The organism is Caniella muris, from assembly GCF_943193035.1.
GTDB classification, from domain to species: Bacteria; Actinomycetota; Coriobacteriia; order Coriobacteriales; family Atopobiaceae; genus Granulimonas; species Granulimonas faecalis.
On record NZ_CALPCK010000001.1, the window covers coordinates 794,951 to 813,856 of the forward strand.

The 18,906-nt window shown below is 70.1% G+C and carries 18 protein-coding genes and 1 tRNA gene; 4 read left to right on the plus strand and 15 right to left on the minus strand.

Features of this window, described 5'->3' with window-relative positions:
- A complete protein-coding gene (gene thrB / locus NFR49_RS03570) occupies positions 1-888 on the plus strand; it encodes a homoserine kinase (RefSeq protein WP_251158289.1) in 888 nt (295 codons plus the stop codon).
- On the opposite strand, the gene NFR49_RS03575 is transcribed toward thrB, so the two are convergent.
- Together NFR49_RS03575 and NFR49_RS03580 are read right to left on the minus strand one after the other, a co-directional pair.
- On the minus strand, positions 839-1,324 hold the full coding sequence (locus tag NFR49_RS03575) for a VanZ family protein (RefSeq protein ID WP_251158290.1): 486 nt from the start codon (positions 1,322-1,324) through the stop codon (positions 839-841). The two genes, thrB and NFR49_RS03575, sit on opposite strands and share 50 nt — an antisense overlap.
- On the minus strand, positions 1,325-2,833 hold the full coding sequence (locus tag NFR49_RS03580; protein WP_251158291.1) for a hypothetical protein: 1,509 nt from the start codon (positions 2,831-2,833) through the stop codon (positions 1,325-1,327).
- A 427-nt stretch (positions 2,834-3,260) separates the two neighbouring features.
- On the opposite strand from NFR49_RS03580, the gene NFR49_RS03585 reads away from it, so the two are divergent.
- A complete protein-coding gene (locus tag NFR49_RS03585) occupies positions 3,261-4,067 on the plus strand; it encodes an SDR family NAD(P)-dependent oxidoreductase (RefSeq protein ID WP_251158292.1) in 807 nt (268 codons plus the stop codon).
- A gap of 133 nt (positions 4,068-4,200) precedes the next feature.
- Here the strand turns inward: NFR49_RS03585 and rho are convergent, their stop codons facing one another.
- From rho to NFR49_RS03630, 9 genes are all read right to left on the minus strand, one after another.
- Positions 4,201-6,105: a transcription termination factor Rho gene (gene rho, locus NFR49_RS03590; protein WP_251158293.1), complete on the minus strand. Its 1,905-nt coding sequence runs from the start codon at positions 6,103-6,105 to the stop codon at positions 4,201-4,203.
- 259 nt (positions 6,106-6,364) lie between these two features.
- Positions 6,365-7,060 carry a MarR family transcriptional regulator gene (locus NFR49_RS03595; protein WP_251158294.1) on the minus strand — a complete coding sequence of 232 codons (696 nt, stop codon included), beginning with the start codon at positions 7,058-7,060 and terminating at the stop codon, positions 6,365-6,367.
- Between the two features lie 402 nt (positions 7,061-7,462).
- Positions 7,463-9,337 carry an arginine--tRNA ligase gene (gene argS / locus NFR49_RS03600; protein ID WP_251158295.1) on the minus strand — a complete coding sequence of 625 codons (1,875 nt, stop codon included), beginning with the start codon at positions 9,335-9,337 and terminating at the stop codon, positions 7,463-7,465.
- A gap of 106 nt (positions 9,338-9,443) precedes the next feature.
- Complete coding sequence (locus tag NFR49_RS03605) at positions 9,444-10,934, minus strand: nicotinate phosphoribosyltransferase (RefSeq protein WP_251158296.1); 1,491 nt, start codon at positions 10,932-10,934, stop codon at positions 9,444-9,446.
- A 110-nt stretch (positions 10,935-11,044) separates the two neighbouring features.
- Positions 11,045-11,350 (minus strand): hypothetical protein, encoded by a 306-nt coding sequence (locus tag NFR49_RS03610; protein ID WP_251158297.1) that lies wholly within the window; start codon positions 11,348-11,350, stop codon positions 11,045-11,047.
- 33 nt (positions 11,351-11,383) lie between these two features.
- Positions 11,384-11,608: a hypothetical protein gene (locus tag NFR49_RS03615; RefSeq protein ID WP_251158298.1), complete on the minus strand. Its 225-nt coding sequence runs from the start codon at positions 11,606-11,608 to the stop codon at positions 11,384-11,386.
- Positions 11,609-11,669: 61 nt separating this feature from the next.
- Positions 11,670-11,912, minus strand: a complete 243-nt coding sequence (locus NFR49_RS03620; protein WP_251158299.1) for a hypothetical protein — start codon at positions 11,910-11,912, stop codon at positions 11,670-11,672.
- Between the two features lie 166 nt (positions 11,913-12,078).
- Positions 12,079-13,020 (minus strand): radical SAM protein, encoded by a 942-nt coding sequence (locus tag NFR49_RS03625; RefSeq protein ID WP_251158300.1) that lies wholly within the window; start codon positions 13,018-13,020, stop codon positions 12,079-12,081.
- Between the two features lie 67 nt (positions 13,021-13,087).
- A tRNA-Ala gene (locus NFR49_RS03630) sits at positions 13,088-13,163 on the minus strand.
- A gap of 475 nt (positions 13,164-13,638) precedes the next feature.
- Between NFR49_RS03630 and NFR49_RS03635 the strand changes: the two genes are divergently transcribed.
- Entirely contained in the window at positions 13,639-14,799 is a 1,161-nt protein-coding gene (locus NFR49_RS03635) for a glycosyltransferase family 4 protein (RefSeq protein ID WP_338032520.1), read from the plus strand.
- A 180-nt stretch (positions 14,800-14,979) separates the two neighbouring features.
- Here NFR49_RS03635 and rplT read toward each other — a convergent pair whose 3' ends face one another.
- From rplT to NFR49_RS03655, 4 genes are all read right to left on the minus strand, one after another.
- Entirely contained in the window at positions 14,980-15,339 is a 360-nt protein-coding gene (gene rplT / locus NFR49_RS03640) for a 50S ribosomal protein L20 (protein ID WP_135977106.1), read from the minus strand.
- Positions 15,340-15,403: 64 nt separating this feature from the next.
- Positions 15,404-15,598, minus strand: a complete 195-nt coding sequence (gene rpmI, locus NFR49_RS03645; protein WP_135977105.1) for a 50S ribosomal protein L35 — start codon at positions 15,596-15,598, stop codon at positions 15,404-15,406.
- Position 15,599: 1 nt separating this feature from the next.
- Positions 15,600-16,223: a translation initiation factor IF-3 gene (infC, locus tag NFR49_RS03650; RefSeq protein ID WP_251158922.1), complete on the minus strand. Its 624-nt coding sequence runs from the start codon at positions 16,221-16,223 to the stop codon at positions 15,600-15,602.
- Positions 16,224-16,434: 211 nt separating this feature from the next.
- The gene (locus NFR49_RS03655) at positions 16,435-17,895 is read right to left on the minus strand and encodes an aldehyde dehydrogenase family protein (RefSeq protein WP_251158301.1); all 1,461 of its coding nucleotides are present in this window, start codon (positions 17,893-17,895) and stop codon (positions 16,435-16,437) included.
- 227 nt (positions 17,896-18,122) lie between these two features.
- Here NFR49_RS03655 and NFR49_RS03660 point away from each other — a divergent pair, with 227 nt between their 5' ends.
- On the plus strand, positions 18,123-18,851 hold the full coding sequence (locus tag NFR49_RS03660) for a B3/B4 domain-containing protein (RefSeq protein WP_251158302.1): 729 nt from the start codon (positions 18,123-18,125) through the stop codon (positions 18,849-18,851).
- Positions 18,852-18,906: the final 55 nt, after the last annotated feature.

An 18,906-nucleotide genomic window follows, 5' to 3' on the forward strand; every position in this document is an offset into this window, starting at 1 on the left:
GTGCCGCGCGACCGGGTCTCCGTCTGGGTTCCGGCCACGTCGGCCAACCTGGGCGTGGGCTTCGACTGCCTGGGGCTGGCCCTCACGCTGGGCAACCGCTTCACGTTCGAGCGGGCGGAGGAGAGCTCCTTCTCCGGCTGCGAGCCGCGGTTCGCCAACCCGGGCAACCTGGCCTACACCACCTACCTCGAGGCCTCGCGGGCCCTCGGCGTGGAGCCGTCGCCCGTGGCCCTCTCCTGCGAGACGGGCATCCCTCTCTCCGGCGGCCTGGGCTCCAGCTCCACGTGCATCGTGGCCGGCATCGCCGCGGCCCACGCCCTCGCCGGCGTGGAGGTGGACCGCCGGCGCCTCGTGGGACTGGCGAGCGAGCGGGAGGGCCACCCCGACAACGTGGCCCCCGCCGTGCTCGGCGGCCTCACGAGCTCCTTCATGACGGAGGAAGGCGAGGTCGTGTGCATGGAGGCCCCCGTGAGCGACGCCTGGCGGTTCGTGGCCGTGTGCCCTCCCTACGAGGTGCGCACCGAGGACGCCCGTCGCGTCATGCCCCCCTCCGTCCCGCTCGCCACGGCCGTGTGGCAGATGGGCCGCGTGGCCGCCACGTGCCACGCCCTCGAGACCGGCGACGGCGGGCTCCTCGCCAAGGCATGCGACGACCGGCTCCACGAGCCCTACCGCCGCCCCCTCATCGCCCACTACGACCGCTGCCGCACCGCCTGCCTGGGGGCCGGCGCCTCGGCGTTCTGGATCAGCGGCTCGGGCTCCACCATGATGGCCGCGTGCCTGGGCGACGCCTGCGCCGCCGCCGTGGAGGCCGCGGCCCGGGGGGTCGACCCCGGGCTCAGGACCTTCGCGCTCTCCTGCTGCGCAGGCGGGACGTCCATCCGCTGAGGACGAGGCCGCAGGCGGCCCCCGCCATGTCGATGAGGACGTCGCGCACCATGCCGGAGCGCCCGGGGACGAAGAGCTGAATGCACTCGTCGGCGCTCGGCACGAGCACCACCGTGAGGGCCCGGGCCGCGTAGGCCGCCCTGCGGCCGCGGCGCCCCGGGCCCGCAGGGAACGCCTGGCGGCAGACGAGGCCCATGACGAGGTACTCGGTGAAGTGCGCGAGCTTGCGCACGACGAACTGCATGAGGTCGGCGTCGGTGACGCCCACGGCCTCGAAGAGCGGGCGCACGAGGCCCACCACGAAGGCGCTGTCGCCGAGCGACGCGTCGCCCGCCTTGAGCGAGCGGCTCCACATGAAGAGGCACCAGCACACGAGGACGGCGCGCCAGACCCAGGTCCGGCGCGCCGTCCTTCCGCCCTTGGGGGAGGCCGTCACCTACACCACCTTGAGGTCGGCCGACGTGCCCCCGGGGATGACCTTGAGGGCGTGCTTGACGGCACGGCGAGCGGTGCGGGAGCGGTTCTCGCCCATCTCGTGGGCCACGAGGTAGTTCACGTAGCTCGCAGTGTCGGTGACCTCGGGGTGGCCGGCCGGCGCGCGGAACGTGAGGAACTGCGTGTCGGGCTCCAGGCCGTCGGGCTCGTCGAGGGTGTCGTCGCCGCCCACGAAGTCCTGGAAGCGCGAGAACTCGGCCACGGGCTCCACCTCGCAGCGGACACCGGCCGGGGTGGGCTCGGCCTTGCCGGAGACGAGGTTGTCGTCGAAGCGCTGGTCGAGGGCGTCGAGGGCCTGCTCCCAGCCGTCGGATCGGCCCTGGAGGTCCATGCAGTCGGTGGAGTCGGCCTCGAGGGCCGCGGCGGCCGGCGCGGGAGCATCCGGCGTCGTCGCGGGCGTCGCGGCCGCGGACCCCTCGGCGGTCGCGGGGGCGGCGGGGTCCTCCCGGTCCAGGGTCTGGGCGGGGCGGCCGGGGACGTCGGAGGCCGAGAAGGGCACCTCGAAGGAGATGGAGGCGTCCACGGCGGCGGCCACATCGTCCACGGTCTCCTGGATGGAGGCGAGCTCGTTGGAGAGGTCACGGGAGATCTCGAGGTCGTTCATGGCGGCGGCGGCCTCCCACCAGGAGGTGCCCACGTCGGCCACGGTGCCGTCGGCGCGCTGGATCATGGGCAGGTCGTCCATGATGTCGCCGCCGAGGCGCTCGGCGAGGACCCGGCCCACGCCCTTGGAGAGGGCCATCATGCGGTTCTTGAACGACTTCCGCTGGGCGTACTGGGCGGCCACGCTCTCGTAGTCCTCCACCGGCGCGGCGGTGTGGAGCCCGGCGTCGCCCAGGGTGGGCGCGGAGAACAGGCGCTCCTCGTCGGGGACGCCGAAGCCCGGCAGGCGGTCGGCGAGCGGGGCGGCAGGCTTCGCGGCGGCAGGGCTCGGGGCGGCAGGCTTTGCTGCGGCAGGTTTCGCGGCGGGCGCGGCCTGCACCGGCTCGGGGGCGGGGGTGGGTGCCGCCTGCACCGGCTCGGGTGCGGGGGCGGCGGCGCGGGCCGCGGCGACGTTCTCCTTGAAGTGGCGGCCCTTGGGGCGCGGCGCGGCGGCGGGCTCCCCCTCGGGCGCCTCCACAGGCGCGGGGGCCTCGGCGGCAGGGGCCTGCGAGACGGGCTCGGCGGCCGGTGCGGGAGCGGGCACCTGCGCGACGGGTGCGTCGGCGGCGGGGGCCTCGACGGCCGTCACGGCGTCGGTGCGGCGCAGCCGGTAGCGGGGCTCGCCCGTGGCCACATGGCGGCCGGTGACGGTGCCGGTGAGGCGCGTCTCCTGGACGGCCTCCTCGAGGGCCGAGATGCGGGCGAGGAGCTCGGAGCGCTCCCCCGCCACGGCCCGGCGGGCCAGGACGGCCGCGACCGCGGCACCGGCGGCGAAGCCGAGGACGGCCGCGCCGGTGCAGGCGAGCACAGGGGACGCCCCGTCGAGGGGCGACGCTTGGGCGATGGAAGGGACCGACCAGAGGGTCGTGGAAGTTGCCAAGCCTGCGAAAACCGCCCGGCTCCCGTGATCTTTGACCATCGATGCATCCCTTCGCCGCGAGGACGCCTACGGCGGCGGTATGAGCAGATGGGGAGCGGTGTCCCCGGGATGCGCTGGGCGTACGAGACGCTTGCAGTGCAACGGCTTGGTGGGTTTCTGCTGCGTTTACCGTCGCGAAGTGCGTCGAACCAACTCCGACTATAGTCCATTTTCCCCTCTGTACCCTGTGCCAAATCCATGATTCTTCCCGCAACGGAACCACTCGCCGGTCCGCCGAGGGGTAACCACCCACCTGTACGCCGCACCGTGCAAAACTGTCGAAAGCACTTGGGAGACCCCGTCGAAAGGACCCACCGTGCGAAACATCGCCATCGTCACCGGCGCCTCTTCCGGCCTCGGCCTGCGCTTTGCCAAGCTCCTCGACCAGGGGGCCGGCGGGCCGCTCGACGAGATCTGGCTCATCGCCCGCAGCGCGGAAAAGCTGGACGAGGTAGCCTCCGGCCTCGCCACCCCCACCAAGGTCCTCGCCCTCGACCTCTGCGACCCCGCGAGCTTCAAGGCCGTGGACGACGCCCTGGCCGCCGAGCACGACCTCAACGTCCAGTGGCTCCTCAACTGCGCCGGGTTCGGAAAGTTCGGCCCCTTCACCTCCATCGGGGCCACCGCCAACGGCAACATGGTGCGGCTCAACTGCCTCGCCGTGGTGGAGCTCTGCTACAGCTGCCTGCTCTACATGCACGCGGGCTCCCGCATCGTCAACATCGCGAGCGCGGCCGCCCTCGTCCCCCAGCCCGGCCTCTCGGTCTACGGGGCCACCAAGCGGTTCGTGCTCGACTTCTCCCGCGCCCTCGACCGCGAGCTGGGCGGCGCCGGCATCCACGTGAGCGCCGTCTGCCCCAAGTTCATGGACACCGCGTTCCTCGACCGCCCGGGCAGCGAGAAGGCCCTCGCCACCATGGAGTGGATTGGCTTCGAGGACCCGGACGCCGTGTGCGCCAAGGCCCTCAGGGAGTCGCTGAAGGGCAAGGCCTGCATCATCACCGCCCCGGACATGCGCGTGGCCAACGGCCTCTGCAAGGCGCTGCCCACGGGCCTGGTCATGGCGCTGCAGGGCGCCGTGGGGAGGACCTATGCCAGGCACCGGGAGAAGAACGGCCGATAACCACCCCCCATGACGAGAGAGGGCGGCGCGCCGCGGGATGCCCCGGCGCGCCGCCCTTGTCTTGTCGGGGGACGGGTCCCCGATGCCTGTGGGATGCCCCTGTGAGGGATGCCCTCGGAGATGCCCCTGGGCGCTAGTCGGAGTACTCCAGCTGCGCGGCCTTCTTGGCCGAGCGGATGAGGAACTCCTGGTTGGTCTCGGTCTGCTTGAGGCCCTTCACGAGGGAGGCCTCGGCGCGCTCCACGTTGTTCATGTTGGCGAGCACGCGGCGCAGGCCCCAGACGAACGGCTGCATCTGCTTGGCGATGAGCAGCTCCTCGTTGCGGGTGCCCGACTGCACGGGGTCGATGGCCGGGAAGATGCGCTTGTCGGCCAGCTCGCGGTCGAGCTTGAGCTCCATGTTGCCGGTGCCCTTGAACTCCTCGAAGATCACCTCGTCCATCTTGGAGCCGGTGTCCACCAGGGCCGAGGCCAGGATGGTGAGCGAGCCGCCGTTCTCGATGTTGCGGGCGGCGCCGAGGAAGCGCTTGGGCGGGTAGAGGGCCGCGGAGTCCACGCCGCCCGAGAGGATGCGCCCGCTTGCGGGGGCCGCGAGGTTGTAGGCGCGGGCCAGGCGCGTGATGGAGTCGAGCACCACCACGACGTCCTCCCCCTCCTCCACGAGGCGCTTGGCGCGCTCGATGACGAGCTCGGCCACGTGGGTGTGGTTGTCGGCGGGCATGTCGAACGTGGAGGCCACCACGTCGCCGCGGATGGAGCGCTCCATGTCGGTGACCTCCTCGGGGCGCTCGTCCACGAGCAGGCAGATGAGGTGCACCTCGGGGTTGTTCTTGGCGATGGACTGGCAGATGTGCTTGAGCACCGTGGTCTTGCCGGCCTTGGGCGGGCTCACGATGAGGCCGCGCTGGCCCTTGCCCACGGGCGCCACGAGGTCGATGGCGCGGCCGGTGATGGACTCGCGGCCGGTCTCCATGTACAGGCGCTCGTTGGGGTAGACGGGCGTGAGGTCGCGGAAGCGCGGGCGCCGGCGGGCGAGCTCGGGGTCCTTCCCGTTGACGGCGGTGACGCGCGCCACGGGCGGGAACTTGTTGCCGGGGCCGGCGGGACGCACGGTGCCCTCGATGAGGTCGCCGCGGCGCAGCCCCAGGTTGCGGATCATGGCCTGCTGCACGAAGGCGTCGTCCTCGCCCTGCATGTAGTGGTCCGTGCGCACGAAGCCGTAGTTCTCGTTGGTGATCTCGAGGATGCCCGTGACGGTGCGGAAGCCCTCGGCGCGGGCGGCGGCGTCGTAGATGGCGTCCACGAGCTCGGCCTTGCGGAGGCCCTTGGGGTCCACGTCGTACTCGGCCGCCTTGGTGCGGAGCTCGGCCACCTTGAGGGCCTCGAGCTCCTCGCGGGTGAGGCTGGGTGCCGTCTGCACCTGCTTCTTGTGGCGGTTGTTGCGGTTGTTGCGGCCGTTCTGCTGGTGGCCGTTGTTGCGGCCGTTGCCGTTGTAGCCCTTGCCGTTCTGCTGGTGGCCGTTGTTGCCGCGGTTCTGGCCGCGGTCGCGGTCGTTCCTCTCGGGACGGTCGCCGCGGTCGCGCTCTCCCCTGTCGCGGTCGTCGCGGGGCGCCTTCTCGGCCTTCTCGGCCTTCTCCTGACCGCGGTCGTCGTCGGCCCCCTTGCCGGCCTTGGCGTCGCCCTGGCGGTCCTGGGCGCCGTCGTCCGCTGCCTCAGCGGCCTTCTTGCGGGGCCTGCCGGGACGGCGCTTGGGCTTGGCCTCGCCCTCGGGGCCGGCGGCCTCCTCCTTGGCCGGAGCGGCCGGGGCGGCCTCAGAAGCCTCGGCGGGAGCGGCGTCCTTGGCGGGCGCGGCCTCGGCCTCGGCGGGCTTCTTGCGGGGACGGCCAGGCCTGCGCTTGGGCCTCTCCTCAGCGGGGGTGTCCGCCGCGGCGTCCTGGGGCTCGGGCGGCTTCACACGGCGGCGGCGCTTTGGCTTGGCCGGTTCCTCCGAGGGGGACGGGTCCGCGGGTGCGACGGCGGGGTTCTCGTCTTGGGCCATGGGGAGCCTTTCTTCTTGCACACAAGGTTGGGGGGCATCGCGGCGTCCGGCGCACGACGGGATGCGGGACGGGACGCGGGGATGCTCTGGAAGGTGGCGGGACAGGCGCCCGCGGGGAGCCGCAGCTCAAGGGCCACGGCATCGCAGGCACTATACCACAGCGGGGACCCGCGGTTCACCACCCTCCCCCACCGGCAAGAAAAAACGCCCGCCGGGAGGGCGGGCGCCTGCATGCGGGGAACCGGTCTGCGCCGTCGGGCTACTCGGCCTCGGCGGTGCCGTGGGAGCGGCGGTTGCGGCGCACCACGATCTGGTTCACGCGGTCGGCCAGCTCCAGGGCACGGGCCTTGCCCTCGGGGAGGAGGCTCACCTGGAGCGTGCGGGTGGCGTCGGGCGTGGCGCGGTTGCGCTCCACCATGCCGCGGTCCACCAGGCTGGAGACCGACATGGACACGGTGGGCTGCAGCAGGCCGAGGGTGCGCACGATCTGGGAGACGGAGAGGGAATCGTCGCCGCTCATCTGGAGGGCGAGGAGCACGAGGTCGCCGGACATGCAGAACACGGTGCCCATGGCGTCGATGAACTTGCAGATGCGCTCGGGGCTGGAGCGGTGCAGCGGGGCGCCGTTCTGGATGTGGCTACAGACCTCGCGGCAGAGGCGGTCCTTGACCTCGATGCCCTTGTCGGAGATGGCGCAGCAGACGTTGCGGCGGTCGTGGATGCCCTCGTGGCGGGTGATGAGGCCGAGGCGGGCCAGGTGGTTGGTGCGGTGCGTCATGGTGGGCCGCAGCACGCCCTGGTAGTCCGCGATCTCGGAGGTCTTAAGCTCGTCGCCGTTCTCGAAGAGGTGGCAGAGGATGGCGAGCTCCTCGAAGGTGAGGCGCTCGGGCGCCGGCGTCTCCTGGCGGACGATGTTGCACGCGCATCTGACGGACATGAATTCCTTGAGCTCCATGACGCTGCCTCCCCGATTGGTCTGTGGGCCGTTGCGACGGAAACGGGGTCCCCTGTGGCTCCCGTCATCCCCAGAATATCAATTCCGGGCGCGGGCGTACTCAAAAAAGGACTCTTTTTCTATCGCATTCACGTGTATACCAAATTCGTATCCTTTTCTACTCCAACTCCCGCCGATTTTCAACTTCCAGATTAGCACGGAGCTGAAGTTCATACTAAAAGTAGGGGACACTCACTTCTGCTACAGCCTAAATGCACCGGGTGCTGGGGAAATGCGGCGAATGTGCGAGCCTACGCCGAACGTCCCGTTTTTACCTTCGCTTTAGGTTCGCTTTAGGAGCAGGCCGGGACAAAAAAAGCGGCGCAGGCTATAGCCTGCGCCGCTTCAACAAATCAAAGATACCTATGCGTTATCGTTCGCCGCGTCTCGATACATCCTGTCGGGGGCGGAGACGCCGATGAGGCGCAGCGCCACCTCGAGGTTGATGCGCACGGCGTCGCACACGGCCAGACGGGCATGGGACAGCGCGGGGTCGATGGGGCGCGTGTCGGACGGCAGGATCTGGCACTCGTTGTAGAAGCGGTGGAACTCGCTCGCCAGCTCCTGGACGTAGTGGGTGATGCGGAACGGGGCACGGTCGCGGGCGCAGCCGGCGACGAGCTCGGCGAACTTGGACATCGTGCGGGCGAGCTCGGCCTCGGTGGGGTCGGTGAGCAGCGCGAGGTCGGGGTCGGGGCCCACGGCCTTGGCGGCCACGGCCTCCATGCCCATCCTCTCGGCCTCGGCGTAGTCGACGCCGGCGGCGCGGCGCAGGATGGAGCAGATGCGCGCGTGGGCGTACTGCACGTAGTACACCGGGTTGGAGCTGTCCTGCTTGCGGACGTTCTCGATGTCGAAGTCGATGGTCTGGTTGGACGAGCGGCTGATGAGGGTGTAGCGGGTGGCGTCCACACCGGCCTCGTCGATGAGCTCGTCGAAGGAGACCATGGTGCCGCGGCGCTTGGACATGCGGACGGGCTCGCCGTTGCGGAGCAGGTTCACGAACTGGCCGAGCAGCACCTCGTACTTGCCCGGGAAGCCCATGGCCGCGCCCACGGCCTGCACGCGGCGGATGTAGCCGTGGTGGTCGGCGCCGAGGATGTTGATCTCGTAGTCGTAGTTGGTGAGCTTCTCCCAGGTGTAGGCCACGTCGGAGGCGAAGTAGGTGTACTCGCCGTTGGACTTCACGACCACGCGGTCCTTGTCGTCGCCGAAGTCCGTGGTCTTGACCCAGAGGGCGCCGTCGTCGGTACGGTAGAGCAGGCCCTGCTCCTCGAGCATGGCGAAGGTGGCGTCGATGGGGCTCACGCCGGTCTCGGGGTCCTTGACGTAGAAGGAGCGCTCGCTCTTCCAGTTGTCGAACTCGCAGCGCACGCTCGAGCAGGTGTCCTTGATGCGGCCGAGCTGGAGCTTGTAGCCGCGCTCGCGGAACTCGGGGGCGCGCTCCTCCTCGGTGGCGGTCATCCACCTGTCGCCGTCGGCGTCCCAGAACTCGCGGGCGAGGGTGATGATGTAGTCGCCGCCGTAGGAGTTGCCGCCGAGCTTCTCGTTGAAGGAGTCCATGTAGGGGTGCGTCTCGGGGGCGGAGTCGTCCTCGTCGGCGATGTAGGCCTCGCGGTCGTCGATGAGGAACTGCACGGCGCCGTCGAGGTCGAGGCCCTCCTTCTCCATGACCTCGCCGATCTGGAGGTAGCGCTCGGAGATGGAGTTGCCGAAGACGTCCATCTGGGAGCCGTGGTCGTTGATGTAGTACTCGCGCTGGACGTCGTAGCCGGCGAAGTCGAGGACGTTGCAGAGGGAGTCGCCGATGGCGGCCCAGCGGCCATGGCCCACGTGCAGGGGGCCGGTGGGGTTGGCGGAGATGAACTCCACCTGGACCTTCTCGCCGTGACCGGCGTCGGAGCGGCCGAAGTTCGCACCCTCGGCGCGGGCCTCGGCGAAGATCTCGTTGTGCGCGGCCGTGGCCAGGTAGAAGTTGATGAAGCCGGGGCCGGCCACCTCTACCTTCTCGATCTCGGGCGAGGCGGGCATGTGAGAGGCCACGGCCTCGGCGATCTTGGCGGGGGCCATGCGGGCGAGCCGCGCCGATCGCAGGGCCACCGTGGAGGTCCACTCGCCGTGGGAGGTGTCCGCCGGTCGCTCGACGCCGGCATCGGTCACCTCGAAGGCGGGAAGGTCGCCGGCGGCCTGGGCGGCTGCCACGGCCTGGCGCACAAGCTCCTCGATGGTCTCAGGCATGGGAGAGGTCCTTTCTCACAGCGGGATGAAACGCCCCGGGAGGGGCCCGGGGCAAGAATGCAAGTAGTGTATCACGGAGCAGCACCCATGCAGCGGGCGCAAAACCTCAGGCCACGGGGTTGCCCGCGAGCTCGCGCTCCTCCCGGGCGAGGCGGCTCCTCAGGGCCGAGAGGCCCGGCTCCAGCGCCACGGGGTAGATCTGCGGGTTGAGGAAGCGTCGCGTGGCCGGGTCCAGGTAGCGCAGGGACGCGCGGCAGCGCTCGCGGGCCTCGTCTATGGTGCCGCCCTCCCCGGTGTCGACACCGTCGCGCACGAGGCAGACGAGCACCTCCTCGGCCTCGTAGGGGCCGAAGTCGTAGAGGGTGTCGACGTCGAGCACGTCCACGGCGCGGCCGGCGCGGGTCTCGTCCACCCAGTCGTCGTCCACGATGACGTCCCCCACGGGCACGCCCGACGCGTCGCGGTAGCGCAGGATGTGCTGGACGCCCGGCACGGTGCGCTTGTAGGCCATCTCGGAGAGCTTCATGGTGGGGCGCCAGGGGCCCTCGTCGCCCTTGCGGTAGGCCGAGAGCTTGTAGACGCCGCCGAGGGACGGCTGGGGGTCGGCCGTGGCGAGCTTGGTGCCCACGCCGAAGGAGTCGATGGGGGCCCCTTGGGCGAAGAGCGACTGGATGGTGTACTCGTCGAGGTCGTTGGAGGCGCTGATGCGCACGTAGCCGAGGCCCTCCTCGTCGAAGCGCGCCCGGGCGAGCTTGGAGAGCTTGGCGAGGTCGCCGGAGTCTATGCGCACGGCCGCCAGGCGCTCACCGCGCCCCTCCATCTCGTGGGCCACCGTGATGGCGTTCTCGACGCCCTGGGCCACGTCGTAGGTGTCGACGAGGAGCACGCAGTTGTTGGGCGCCGAGCGGGCGAAGGCGCGGAAGGCCTCGAGCTCGCTCGGAAACGCCATGACCCAGCTGTGGGCATGGGTGCCGAACACCGGGATGCCGTAGATCTTGCCGGCGAGCACGTTGGAGGTGGAGCTCGCGCCGCCGATGTAGCTCGCGCGGGCCACGGCCAGGCCGCCGTCGGGCCCCTGGGCGCGGCGCAGGCCGAAGTCGCTCACGGTGTGCCCCTCGGCCGCCTGGACCACGCGGGCCGCCTTGGTGGCCACGAGGGTCTGGAAGTTCACGAGGTTGAGCAGGGCCGTCTCCACGAGCTGGCAGGCGATGATGGGCCCCTCCACCCGCAGCAGCGGCTCGCGGGGGAAGACGAGGTCGCCCTCGCGCACGCCGTAGATGTCGAGGTCGCACCTGAAGTCCGCCAGGTAGTCGAGGAAGCCGTCCTTGAACATGGGGCCGCCGCTCGGGGCCTCGAGGCCCCGCAGGTACTCGACGGTGTCGGGCTCGAAGCGGAAGTTCTCCACGAGGTCGGCCACCTGGCCCGTGCCGCAGGCCACGGCGTAGCCGCCGCCGAAGGGGTTCTCGCGGAAGAACATCGAGAAGACCGCGCGGGTGTCGGCCAGCCCGGACTCCCAGAACCCCTGGGCCATGGTGAGCTCGTAGAGGTCGGTGTTGAGTGCGACGTCGGTGGGGACGGTGCGGTCGGTGAGCGACATGGGAGGTCTCCCTTTGCTGTACGCGGGCTGTGGCGCGGTTCGGGGCAATGGTAGCGCGCCCTCCCCCGTTTTGCGGGGAAGGGCGCGCACAGGTCCGGAAAGACCGGCTCTTATCTAGGCGCGAAGGCGATGTAGAGCACGCCGCAGACCATGAGCACCACGCAGATGGCGAAGACGACCTTCTGGGCGGTGGGCATGGCGAGGTCGTCGCCGGGCTCCATGCGCCGGCGGGCCTGCTCCTCGCGCTCGTGCGCCGCCGCGTCTCGGGCCTCGGCGTCGCGCTCCGCCCGGAGCCGCTCGAGCTCGGCGCGCTCCCGTGCGGCTGCGGCGTCGGCCTCGCGGCGCCGTTTCTCGGCGCGGAGCTGCTCGAGCTCCGCGCGCTCCTGGTCGCTCAGGGCGTTGGGCGTGTCTGACATGGGGCCTCCCGACGGAGAAGGGACAGGACGGGCCTAGCGCTGCTCGGCCTCGGCCTCCATCTTCTCAGCGATGGCTCGCTTTGTCTCGCGGGCCTCGGCCTCGTCGGCCAGACGCTCGGCCTCGGCCTTCCCGGCGACCTCGGGGCGGCCCTCCTCGAGCTGCTCGTCCATCTCGCCCACGGCGTGCTCGCGCTCCATCTTCTCCTTGCCGCCGATGCCGCTGCGGTCGTTGAGCGGCTCGTCATAGATGTATGCCATGGTCTCTCCTCACGAAAACGGGCGCCGGTCCTCCCGGCGCCCTCCCTGTGTGCCGAAGGTCCTACCGGCCGATCTCCTCGTCACGGGTGGTCTCGTAGACCGAGTCGTAGACGGTTTGACGGAGGTAGCCCTCCTCCTCGTTGTCGATCATGTCGCGACGGGCCTGGTCGAGGACTTCCTTCTCCTCCTTCTCGGCCTTCGCCCGGTCGTCGAGCGAAGCCTGCTCGGCCTCGGTCATCTCCTGCGGGCGGTCGAGGTCCTTGGACTCGCGGGTCTCGTGGTCGCGATTGAAGAAATCGAACATGCTTGCCTCCTTCTCGGGCGCGTCGGTCACAACCTTTCGCGCCGGTCTATACCCCGCTTGCAGACTCACAACCGCGGTGTACCCGGTGGAGGGACGCGCCTTCACGGAAACAGGGGCCACGGGGCGCGGGGGCCGGGAGACGGCAGGTTGGCATGCCAGGTGGCGCTCAGAGCTCGGAGCCGGCCACCCCGGTGTCGTCGAACTCGGGCACGAAGCTCTCGGAGACCGTGCCGCCCTGCTGCCACCACATGCGATCGAAGCCGAGCGCGTCCGCGTGGTCGAGCACGCGCTCGTACTCGGCGTCCGTCACGGTGCGGGAGAGCTCGTCCCCGCGGGCGCGGCACTCGGCGTTGGGCGTGTACTGGTTCATGACCGAGAGGTCCACACGGTTGCCGCCGATCTCCCACACGCGGTCGAGGACGGCCATGGAGTCGTCCGAGGCGCCGGGCATCACGAGGTGCCGGACGACGACGCCCTGCAGCATGGTGCCGTCGGGCGCGAGCCTGCGGCCGCCCCGGGCCTCCACCTGCGCCACCATCTGAGTAAGCGCGGCGGCCGCCACCCGAGGGTAGTCCCGGGCGCGGGAGTAGCGCGCCGCGAGGTCCGGCGAGGCGTACTTGAAGTCGGCGAGCCACACGTCCACGACGCCGTCGAGGGCCTCCACGAGCTCGGGCCGCTCGTAGCCCGAGGTGTTGCAGAGCACGGGGATGACGAGCCCGGCGTCGCGGGCCAGCGCCACGGCCCGGGCCACCTGCGGGGCGAAGTGCAGCGCCGTGACGAGGTTGACGTTGAGGGCGCCCTGGCCCTGCAGCTCCAGCATCATCATGGCCAGGCGGCGCACCGAGACGGCGCGGCCGAAGCCCTCCGAGCTGATCCGGTGGTTCTGGCAGAAGACGCACCCGAGGGGGCAGCCCGAGAAGAAGATGGCGCCCGAGCCCGCCTCCCCCGAGATGGGCGGCTCCTCCCAGTAATGGAGGGCGGCCCGGGCCACGCGGACCCCGTCGCCCTGGCCGCACACGCCGCGGGGGCCGGGCGCCGTGCGGTCGACGGCGCACCCCCGGGGGCAGAGGCGGCACTCGGTGTAGGCGGACTCGTCGAGCAGGCCCACGGCACGCTCCCCTCGGACGTTTACGAGAAGAGGGGCACCCCTGCGGGGCACCCCTCTTGGATTCATCTGGTGGAGACGAAGGGAATCGAACCCTCGGCCTCTGCCATGCGACGGCAGCGCTCTCCCAGCTGAGCTACGTCCCCAGGCGCATTTGCGCAGAAGCGATTGTCGCACCCGCGGCCGCGCGCGTCAAGCGGCGCCCGGCACGGGAAAGGGCGGGACCCCGATGGGCCCCGCCCCGAATCTGCGAGTCGACCCCGCGGGACGATAATGAACCCACCTCTCACAGGTGGGTGTCCTCGTCGCCGGTTCCAGCTTCCTCAACAACGGAGGATACCTGTACTGAGGACGAGATGCGGACTCCCTGAAACAAACGCGTCGGTTCACCCAGTTTGTACCGCGAAAGTCGACGACCTCATAATACCCCGGCCCCCGCCGCTCCCCCGCCGGAGGGCGCGAAAGTGCACAAAACGTCGGGAAGCGGCCGGGACCGCCGGCCGACGGCTCATCCCCGCCGTGCAGAGGCCGTGGCCTTTTTGGCCGGGGCGGGCCATGAAGTAGACTGGTAGACCTCACGGCCGCGACGGGCGGCCCGGGCGGACACCGGAGGGAGGGCCCGTGAACTGGATACCGTTCGCCAGCGTGTTCCTCGCGGCGCTGGCGGGTACGCTCGCCACCGAGCCGGTCGCCCGGAGGATCGCCGTGTCGCTCGGCGCCGTGGACATGCCCTCCAAGCGCCGCGTGAACGTGAGGCCCGTCCCCCGCATGGGCGGCATCGCCATCCTCTGCGGGCTCGTCCTCGCCTGCGTCGTGCAGTACCTGGGCACCACCCGGCTCCAGTGGCCCGTGGTCCTCGTCCCCAGCCCCAAGCTCACGGTGACCTACCAGGGCATCGCGGCGTCGGTCCTCGCCATCTTCGTCGTGGGCGCCGTGGACGACGTGCGGCAGCTGAAGCCCCTGCCCAAGCTCCTGGGCCAGGTGGCGGCCGCCTCCATCGCCGCCGCGAGCGGCCTGGTCATCGGCGACATCGTGAACCCCTTCGCCGGCGGCGAGATCGCCCTCGGCTGGCTGGCCTACCCCATCACCGTGATCTACCTCGTGGCCTTCGCCAACATCATCAACCTCATCGACGGCCTCGACGGCCTCGCCGCCGGCATCACGTGCATCTCCAGCTTCACGATGTTCGTGCTGGCCGTCCTCGCCCACCGCATGGACGCCGCCGCCCTCTCCATCGCGCTCTGCGGCGCCACGCTCGGGTTCCTCCGGTACAACTTCAACCCGGCCTCCATCTTCATGGGGGACTCCGGGTCGCTGCTGCTCGGGTTCCTCCTGGGTGCCATCTCGCTGCTCTCCGTGGCGCGCGTCGCCGGCCTCACCACGCTGCTGCTCCCCCTCGTGCTCGCCGGCATCCCCATCATCGACACCTTCTCCGCCATCGTGCGCCGGCGCCGCGCCCACGTCTCGGTGGGCCACGCCGACAAGGGCCACATCCACCACCGCCTCATCGAGGAGGGCTTCGACCAGCGCCAGGCCGTGGTGCTCATCTACCTGTGGACGGCCGCCCTCTGCCTGGGGGCCGTCGTCATGACGCAGGTGGAGCTCCTCCCCCGCATCCTCGTCCTCGCGTTCCTCGTGGCGATGTCGGTGCTCTTTGCCATGAGGCTCAAGCTCTTCACGCCCGTCCTGCTCCACCACTACGACACCCAGGGGCGCGACGAGCTCATCGGCCCGGACGACCCGGAGTTCGAGGAGGAGGCCCACCGCCAGCACATGGAGTGAGGCCCGGGGCCGTCGCCACTGGGACAGGGGTGCCCGGGTGATGGGACAGAAGTGCCCGACCATTGGGACAAAAGTGTCCGGGTGGTGGGACATGGGACGAACGGCGGAGGGGCGCCGCCCGTATCCGACGATACGGGCGGCGCCCCTCATGTCATCCGTTGGTGCAGGTCCCGGCGCGCCCTACTCGGCGAGGGCCTTCTTGGCGACCTCGGCCAGCTCGGCGAAGGTGGCCTCGTCCTCGTAGGCGATCTGGGAGAGGACCTTGCGGTCGAGCTCCACGCCGGCGAGCTTCAGGCCGTGCATGAAGTTGGAGTAGTTGAGGCCGTTCATGCGGGCGGCGGCGTTGATGCGCTGGATCCAGAGCTTGCGGATGTCGCGCTTCTTGTTGCGACGGTCGCGGTACTGGTACTGCATGGAGTGGCGGCTCTGCTCCTTCATGCCGCGCAGGGTGCGCGAGGAGGTGCCGTAATAACCCTTGGTGCGCTCCTGGAGGGTGCGACGACGCTTCTTGGCGTTCACAGCGCGCTTGACTCGTGCCATGTAAATCAACTCCTAAATGGGGCCCGGGGGCCCGGTGATAACGAAGGGAACGGAAGGGCGCGAGCTACTTGCCCATGCGCTGGGAGACGACCTTGGCGTCGCCGGCGGCCAGCGGGGCCTCCTTGCGGAAGCGGCGGATGCGCTTGGGCGACTTCTTGGTCAGGATGTGGCTCTTGAAGGCGTGGGCGTGCATGATCTTGCCGGTGCCGGTGCGGCGGAAACGCTTGGCAGAACCCTTGTGGGTCTTCATCTTGGGCATGCTAGTTCTCCTTCTTCTCTGCAGTGTCCTCGGGCTTCTCGTCGAAGGCGCCCTTGATGGGGGCGACGAGCATATGCATGTTGCGGCCCTCCATCTTGGGCTGGGACTCCACCGTGGCGTAGGGCTTGAGGTCGTCGGCGAGGCGCTCGAGGACGTTCAGGCCCTGCTCCGGGTGGGCCATCTCGCGGCCGCGGAACATGATGGTGATCTTGACGCGCGCGCCCTTCTTGAGGAAGCGCATGACGTGGCCCTTTTTGGTCTCGTAGTCACCGGTGTCGATCTTGGGACGGAATTTCATCTCCTTGATCTCGACACGCTGCTGGTTCTTACGGGCCGCCTTCTGCTTGATGGCCTGCTCGTACTTGTACTTGCCGTAGTCCATGACCTTGCAGACGGGCGGGTCGGCGTTGGGGGCGATCTCCACCAGGTCGAGGTTCTGCTCGTCGGCGATGCGCTGGGCGTCACGGACGCCGAAGAGCCCCAGCTGGGAGCCGTCGACGCCGATCAGGCGGCAGGTACGGGCGTTGATCTGGCCGTTGATGCGGGGTCCATCGTTCTTGGCTATGTCGGTGCACCTTCCTCTCTGCGCGGCCGGGGCCGCATAGAAAAACCGGTGGCATCCCAAGGAGGCCACCGGCACGCAACACCTGTGAAGACGCGGCGCCGAGCGCCGCGAGATCCGTTTTGCTGGTACCAGTCAGCGACCCGCGGGTGCCGATCAGGTGGGGACGCGAGGTCCCGCTTGGGCATGGGCAGACCCATGTGAGAAACCATGATACCGCAGGCCCACCCGGATGCAAGCCGTGCGGGGCGGTCCAGAGAACCGCCACATTCCCCTACCGCTCCAGGAGGCGCACCACGGCCATGTGGGCCTTGGTGTAGGGCTGGTAGCGGAACGGCATGTCCAGGCGCGTGGACACGGTGAGCACGCCCTTGACGTCGGTGAACGTGTCGAACGAGAAGCGCCCGTGGTAGCGGCCCATGCCCGAGGCGCCGTCGCCGCCGAAGCCCAGGTTGGAGGTGGTGAGCTGCATGACGGTGTCGTTGACGCAGCCGGAGCCGAACCGCAGGCGTCGCTTGAAGTAGTCGACGGTCGCGGGGTCGTGGGTGAAGATGTAAGCCGCCAGCGGCGTGGGGCGTGCCGCGACCTCGTGCCACACGTCGCTGACGTCCGTGTAGGTGAGGACGGGCAGCACCGGGCCGAAGATCTCGTCGGCCATGACGGCGTCGTCCAGGGCCACGCGGTCCATGACCGTGGGCTCGATGCGCAGGGTGGCGGGGTCCGTGCGCCCGCCGAGGACCACCTTGGCCGGGTCGATGAGGCCCACGATGCGGTCGAAGTGGCGGCGCTTGCAGATGTGCCCCCAGGCGGGGTTCTCCAGGGGGTGCGCGCCGTACTGGCGGCGCACCTCACGCTTGAGGGCCGCCACCAGCCCGTCGTGCACGGACTCGTGGACGAACACGTGGTTGGGGCAGACGCAGGTCTGGCCGCAGTTGAGGAACTTGCCGAAGACGATGCGGCGGGCGGCGAGGTCGATGTCGGCGTCCGGCGCCACGATGCAGGGGCTCTGGCCGCCGAGCTCGAGGGTGACCGGGCAGCAGATCCTGGCGCAGGCGCCCATGACGTAGGCACCCACGGCCTTGGAGCCGGTGAAGAACACATGGTCCAGGGGCTGCTCGAGGATGGCGTCCGCCACGTCGTGGTGCCCGAGCACGCAGGCGACGTGCTCGGGCGGGAAGACCCCGGCGAGGATGTCGGCGATGACGCGGCTCACGTTGGGCGAGTAGTCGCTCGGCTTGACGACGACGCAGTTGCCGGCGGCGACGGCGCCCACGAGTGGGTCGAGGGCCAGCATGAACGGGTAGTTCCACGGGCTCATGACGAACACGACGCCCTTGGGGCACGGGTAGTCCACGGAGGACGACGGGAAGCTCAGCAGGCTCGGCATGCGCCGCCTGGGGCGCGACCACCGGCGCACGTGGGCTATCTGGTAGGAGATCTCGGACAGGACGAGGCCCACCTCGGAGAGGTACGTCTCGTCGGGCGACTTGCCGAGGTCTGTGTGCATGGCCTCTGCGATGCGACCCTCGTTGGCCTTGATGGCGTCGTAGAGCCGGCGCAGGGCGATGATGCGCAGGTTCACGTCCTGGGTACGGCCGGCCTCGAAGTAGGCGTGCTGGCGCGCCACGAGGCCGGCCGCGTCGAACGCGGGGGCGGCGGGGCCGGGGCTGTCGGCGGGTTTGGGGCTGCCTGCGGTGCTGGGGTTGTCGGGGTTGTCTGCGGTGTCTGTGGCCATCGGGTCCTCCTCGGGTCTGGGTGGTTGATGCCCGGTCGGAGCGCCCGGAAGCGGCTCGCCGGGCCTCTCCACATCCATTTTTAAGGTGCGTTTGAAGGGGAGGCGCGACGATGCTAGGCTGGGACGAGGTCGAGACGCCGGCACCGGGACCCGGGGGCTGCAGCCGGCCGAGCGAGATTGCATCCGCCATCGAACTCGGCCCCATGCGGCCGGGAAGGGAGCCCGTCATGCAAAGGTTCGTCGTGGAGGACTCGTTCTGGGACCTCTTTCCCGATGCGTCCGTCGCCTGCCTGGTGGTGCGCGGCATGAGGACCGCCGACGAGGTGGGGGCCGAGGACCGCACTGCCATCGCGGGCCTGCTCGAGCAGGCCAACCGCGACGCCGCCAGGCACCTGGACTCCCCCACCCTGGCCGAGAACGCGCCCGTCAAGGTGTGGCGCGAGGCCTACCGCAGCTTCAAGACCAAGCGCGGCGCGCGCTGCTCCATCGAGAACCTCCTCAAGCGCGTCCTCAAGGACAACCCCGTGGGCCCCATCACGCCGTCCGTGGACCTCTACAACATCGTGAGCCTGCGCCACGCCTTCCCCGTGGGCGGCGAGGACGTGAACGCCTTCGTGGGCGACCTGCGCCTGGGCGTCACCGAGGGCGGCGACGCGTTCCGGGGCCTCGGCGAGGAGAAGGACGGCCCGACGCTCCCCGGCGAGGTCTGCTACCGCGACGACGAGGGCGCCGTCTGCCGCTGCCTCAACTGGCGCGACGGGCAGCGCACCGCGCTCTCCGACGACTCCCGCGACGCGTTCCTCGTCATAGAGTCCGTGGACCCGGGGCGCTCCGACGACCTCGCGGCCGCCATCGACGAGCTCGGGGAGCTCGTGGGGCGGTTCCTCGGCGGCACCGTCACGGCCCGTGGCACGCTCACCCGTGAGAGCCCCGAGCTCGTCATCGTGGAGGACTAGGGGACGGCGGCAGCGCGGCCGACAGGGGCGCCCCGCCACCGGCACGAGGGTCGGT